The organism is Bartonella sp. ML69XJBT (genome assembly GCF_028618515.1).
Classification (GTDB): Bacteria; Pseudomonadota; Alphaproteobacteria; order Rhizobiales; family Rhizobiaceae; genus Bartonella.
The window spans coordinates 1-3,866 of sequence record NZ_JAQITB010000070.1 but is presented as its reverse complement, the minus strand read 5'-3'; the positions used below and the strand labels follow the sequence as shown (position 1 = coordinate 3,866).

The 3,866-nt window shown below is 32.9% G+C and carries 5 protein-coding genes; 3 read left to right on the top strand and 2 right to left on the bottom strand.

Going from position 1 to position 3,866, the window contains the following annotated elements; genetic code table 11:
• Positions 1 to 288: 288 nt before the first annotated feature.
• The 3 genes from PVV68_RS09760 (at position 289) to PVV68_RS09750 (ending at position 2,467) form a co-directional block, all read left to right on the top strand.
• On the top strand, positions 289 to 738 hold the full coding sequence (locus tag PVV68_RS09760) for a hypothetical protein (protein ID WP_273782993.1): 450 nt from the start codon (positions 289 to 291) through the stop codon (positions 736 to 738).
• Between the two features lie 300 nt (positions 739 to 1,038).
• A complete protein-coding gene (locus PVV68_RS09755) occupies positions 1,039 to 1,350 on the top strand; it encodes a hypothetical protein (RefSeq protein WP_273782991.1) in 312 nt (103 codons plus the stop codon).
• A 370-nt stretch (positions 1,351 to 1,720) separates the two neighbouring features.
• Positions 1,721 to 2,467: a phage regulatory protein/antirepressor Ant gene (locus tag PVV68_RS09750; RefSeq protein WP_273782990.1), complete on the top strand. Its 747-nt coding sequence runs from the start codon at positions 1,721 to 1,723 to the stop codon at positions 2,465 to 2,467.
• 661 nt (positions 2,468 to 3,128) lie between these two features.
• On the opposite strand, the gene PVV68_RS09745 is transcribed toward PVV68_RS09750, so the two are convergent.
• Both PVV68_RS09745 and PVV68_RS09740 read right to left on the bottom strand, forming a co-directional pair.
• Complete coding sequence (locus PVV68_RS09745; protein WP_273782992.1) at positions 3,129 to 3,401, bottom strand: addiction module antidote protein; 273 nt, start codon at positions 3,399 to 3,401, stop codon at positions 3,129 to 3,131.
• Positions 3,382 to 3,690 (bottom strand): type II toxin-antitoxin system RelE/ParE family toxin, encoded by a 309-nt coding sequence (locus PVV68_RS09740; protein ID WP_273782989.1) that lies wholly within the window; start codon positions 3,688 to 3,690, stop codon positions 3,382 to 3,384. The genes PVV68_RS09745 and PVV68_RS09740 overlap by 20 nt, the downstream gene beginning before the upstream one ends.
• Positions 3,691 to 3,866: the final 176 nt, after the last annotated feature.

Genomic DNA, 3,866 nt, shown 5'->3' with positions numbered 1-3,866 from the left:
AGAGAAGGCAGAAATCAAGAGCCAAGATCAAGACGCAGTGATAGCATCAGAGCGCGTTGAAAAGCTTCAAAAAGGACTTGAAGAAGTTTTAAAGGGCATTGAAGATTAGACAGCAAAATGGTGCAAAATAGAAAACCTATTGGATTAGATATGCGTTTAAATCGATAAAAAGGCACCGTACAAAGCGATTGGATAGTTTTTTGATAATTACCACGTTGGAAATTAAAACTGCTCTGTACGGTCCATTTTGAGGCAAATAAACCCATTGGTAAAATTATGGATTTAGATATGGGAATATTAAAACATATGTTCTTAAGAAACCGTAAAAGACAGCAAAAAAAATTTATTGCAACGGCGGTTGGATATGCCCCGTGGGGAATGGGGGTAGCAGAGTATTTTTATAATCTTTACGAATATGATGATGGAATGAGGGAATATGAGGAATTCGATGGTGGACAGTATCATGAGATACCTATTGAAGTTGATTACAGTACCAAGGCACAAGTGAAAGCGTGGATATATGGTGGTGATTTGCCAAGGAGCGTATTGAGTTATGAGGCGTTGATAGACGAGGTGAATGAGAAGATCAAACAACGTTCAAAAGAGCCGTTGATTTGTGAGATTAGAGATGATGGTGAGAGAGGTTATTCACAAGCTTATGATGATGATTATATAGATCGTGAGTTAGAAAAAGCGCTTGATATTCAATTAGGTAATTATCAAAATGAAAAAAAGTGAAAAAAATAAAAAATACGTATTGACTTTAAAGAAAAGGTCGTTTAGAAAGGTCGACAAGTGCTTAAAAACCACTTGTGTTAAGCGGGTAAATCACGATAAGGTTTTTCCCCTATGCTTTTGAAATACTGACTGTCTTTTATGCTTTTAATAGCGTATAACGATTTATGTCGGGTGTAGCTATACCATACAAAACCCTTCGCGAGGGAAAAGTATAGCGGCGGACTTAACACCGTGTTTTTAGCACCCGGCGCCCTTATGGGCTGTCAATTAAAAACAATTATTGTTAAGAAAGAATTTATCATGACAAAAAACGAAATCCAAATAACCACAGATTTCTTATGTGATTTGTGGATGGCTGTGTGTAAAGAAGCTAATAGTGAAAATATTGATATTGATACTGAAGATAACTATCACGTTTCTTTAGTAGAGCTTATGGGGGCTCTCGAAAAAGTTTTGTTTTTTAAATTACAAAACGAAATTCCAAATTTTACAAAAATTTTAGCAATTATTACAGAATTCGGTCAATCTGAACCAATTGAATCAATAGTTTCATTGCTAAAAGCTTATAATCCTATTTTTGATAATGTGCATAGCATTAATGAGGCTGCTTAAATAACGCACAGGTGCGGCGGGGGCGCCTGCTTTTTAACTTTAGATTCAATTAGATAAGTATCGAAATGAAAAAAGTTAAAAAAGAGTAAAATTCATATTGACAATAACCGAATCACTCTGTTAAACGAATCAGTAGGTGCTTCAAAACACATAGGTAGTAAGCGAATAGTTTGTTAAAACAATCTTTTTGCGAATTATAAGGTTTTGACTCCAGTATGCTTTATAGCATATAAGAGGGGATTGTCGGGTGTGGTTATGCTATACAAGACCCTTATGGGAAAAGCGTAACAACGGACTTACTACCGTGTTTTGAGCGCCCGGCACTCTTTTTAGAGTGTCGATTCAAAAATTATAGTAAGGAGACAGTACCATGTCACAATATTTAATTAACACAAATCAAACAAATTTAACAAACGTAAATCAAATCAACATAGATGATAGCATTCAAACTATGTCCAGTCGTGAAATCGCAGAATTGTGTGGTAAACGGCATGATAATGTTATGCGTGATATCAAGAATATTTTGCTTGAATTGTATGATGAAAAAGATATCCTCAAATTTGAGGGCATCTTTTTTGATAGCATGAATCGCCAGAAAACTGAATATCTTCTTCCCAAGCGTGAATGCTTAATTCTCGTATCTGGATACAGCATCGCTTTACGTGCAAAAATAGTTGACCGTTGGCAGGAATTAGAAAAGAAAACAGATTTAGCAAGTGCTTTAGAAAATCCCCTTACAGTTAAAAAACTTCTCTTAGAGAGCATCAATCAATTAGAAACTTTAAAAAATGAAGTAAATACACTCAAACCAAAAGCAATAGCTCTTGATGGTCTAAAGCGCTCGGATGGCTTGTTTGGTATTATAGATGCTGCGAAAATCTTAGAAGTAAGACCTAAGGATTTATCAGATTACTTACGAAGATATGGTTGGGTTTACAAAAGAGTACCAAGTGGTCCATTATTACCATATCAAGATAAAATACAAAAAGGTTTAATGGATTGCACGACCATTACTATTCAAAAAAATGATGGTACAGAAAAGACAGTCCCGTCAACAAAAATAACAACAAAAGGATTGGCTTTATTAAGAGAGCAAATCCACGGAAATATGCAATAATTAAAAAAAGCCGTGTCTTTAAGGGACGCGGCTTTTATTCACAAGGGTATAATATATGTCACTTCCAAATGTAAAATAAGTATTACATATTTTGTGTATAAACGCAATGGCGTTTTTATCAAATTGCATCATAAAACAGATCATGCTATACTTAATTCGCAACGTTATTCTAGCGTTGTTTTTTAACCGTTCTCTAGATTAAAAACATTTATTATCTTAAGTATCAAAAAAAAGCCGTGCCAATTGATTTTGACACGGCTTTCATTTTGTTGTCTTGCAATGCATACTAGCGTCAAATAAAATACTACATATTGTGGATAAAGGCAAATGTATTTTAATTCTATTTGCATCTTAAAACAGGCTATGCTAATATAGAAATCGATTTAAGAAACTGAAAACCTTGTCCATCTTTTTTAGGTGGCAAGGTTTTTTTTATATCACCTAATCATAACCTTGCTTTTGAATGCTCTAATCAAATGATAGCCAATAAAAAAACCGCGTCAAAATTAATCGACACGGCTTTTTTTACACGCTTTCTGTTATTCCATTATCCAAGAGTGGACGAATATCTCTATATTAAACAATCTGTGTAAAAAGGCAATGTCAAAATAATTTTTAAATTTTCTCTAAAACTGTTGTTTTTTTCACAATTATTAGGGGTTTATTTTAAACTGATTTGTAAATTTAAAGCATCTAATACACTAAAGAAAGTAGAAAGCCGTGGATCACCTTTTTTGCTTAAAGAGCGGTAAAGAGATTCACGATTTAACCCTGTCTCATGGGAAATTGCGGTCATTCCCTGCTTACGTGCAATAATTCCTAATACATATGAAACATAACTACTGTTTTTAGTTTCTAAAGCATCTTGTAATAATTCTTTAAAATCTTCAGTGGTTTTAAAAAATTCGCTAGCATCAAATGGTGTTATTTTCATCATCAATCTCTTTTGCTAATTGAAGGGCTTTTTCAATATCCTTTTGTTGAGTTGATTTATCACCCGCATTTAATAATAAAATAATCTCTTTTTCTCTTTTTACAAAATAAATTCTGTAACCAGCACCATAATGGATACGTAACTCACCTATGCCATTAAAAAATTTAACATCACCTAAGAGACCGTATTCAAGACGTAAAATGCGCATAGCAATTTTCTTTTGTACTTGTTTGTCTCTTAAAGAGTTTAACCATTTATTAAAATATGACGTTTTCTTAATAATGAACATATGTAGTTTATAAACTACGAAATAAATAATGTCAATTGTAATGTTTATTCAAAAATATTTTTATTATCTTATTGAAAACATTGTAAAAATAGTAAAATTATGCTATAATTTTTGCATGATAGAATGGAACTATAAGCATGTTAAATAAAGTGATTTTAATTGGCTATTTAGGGGCT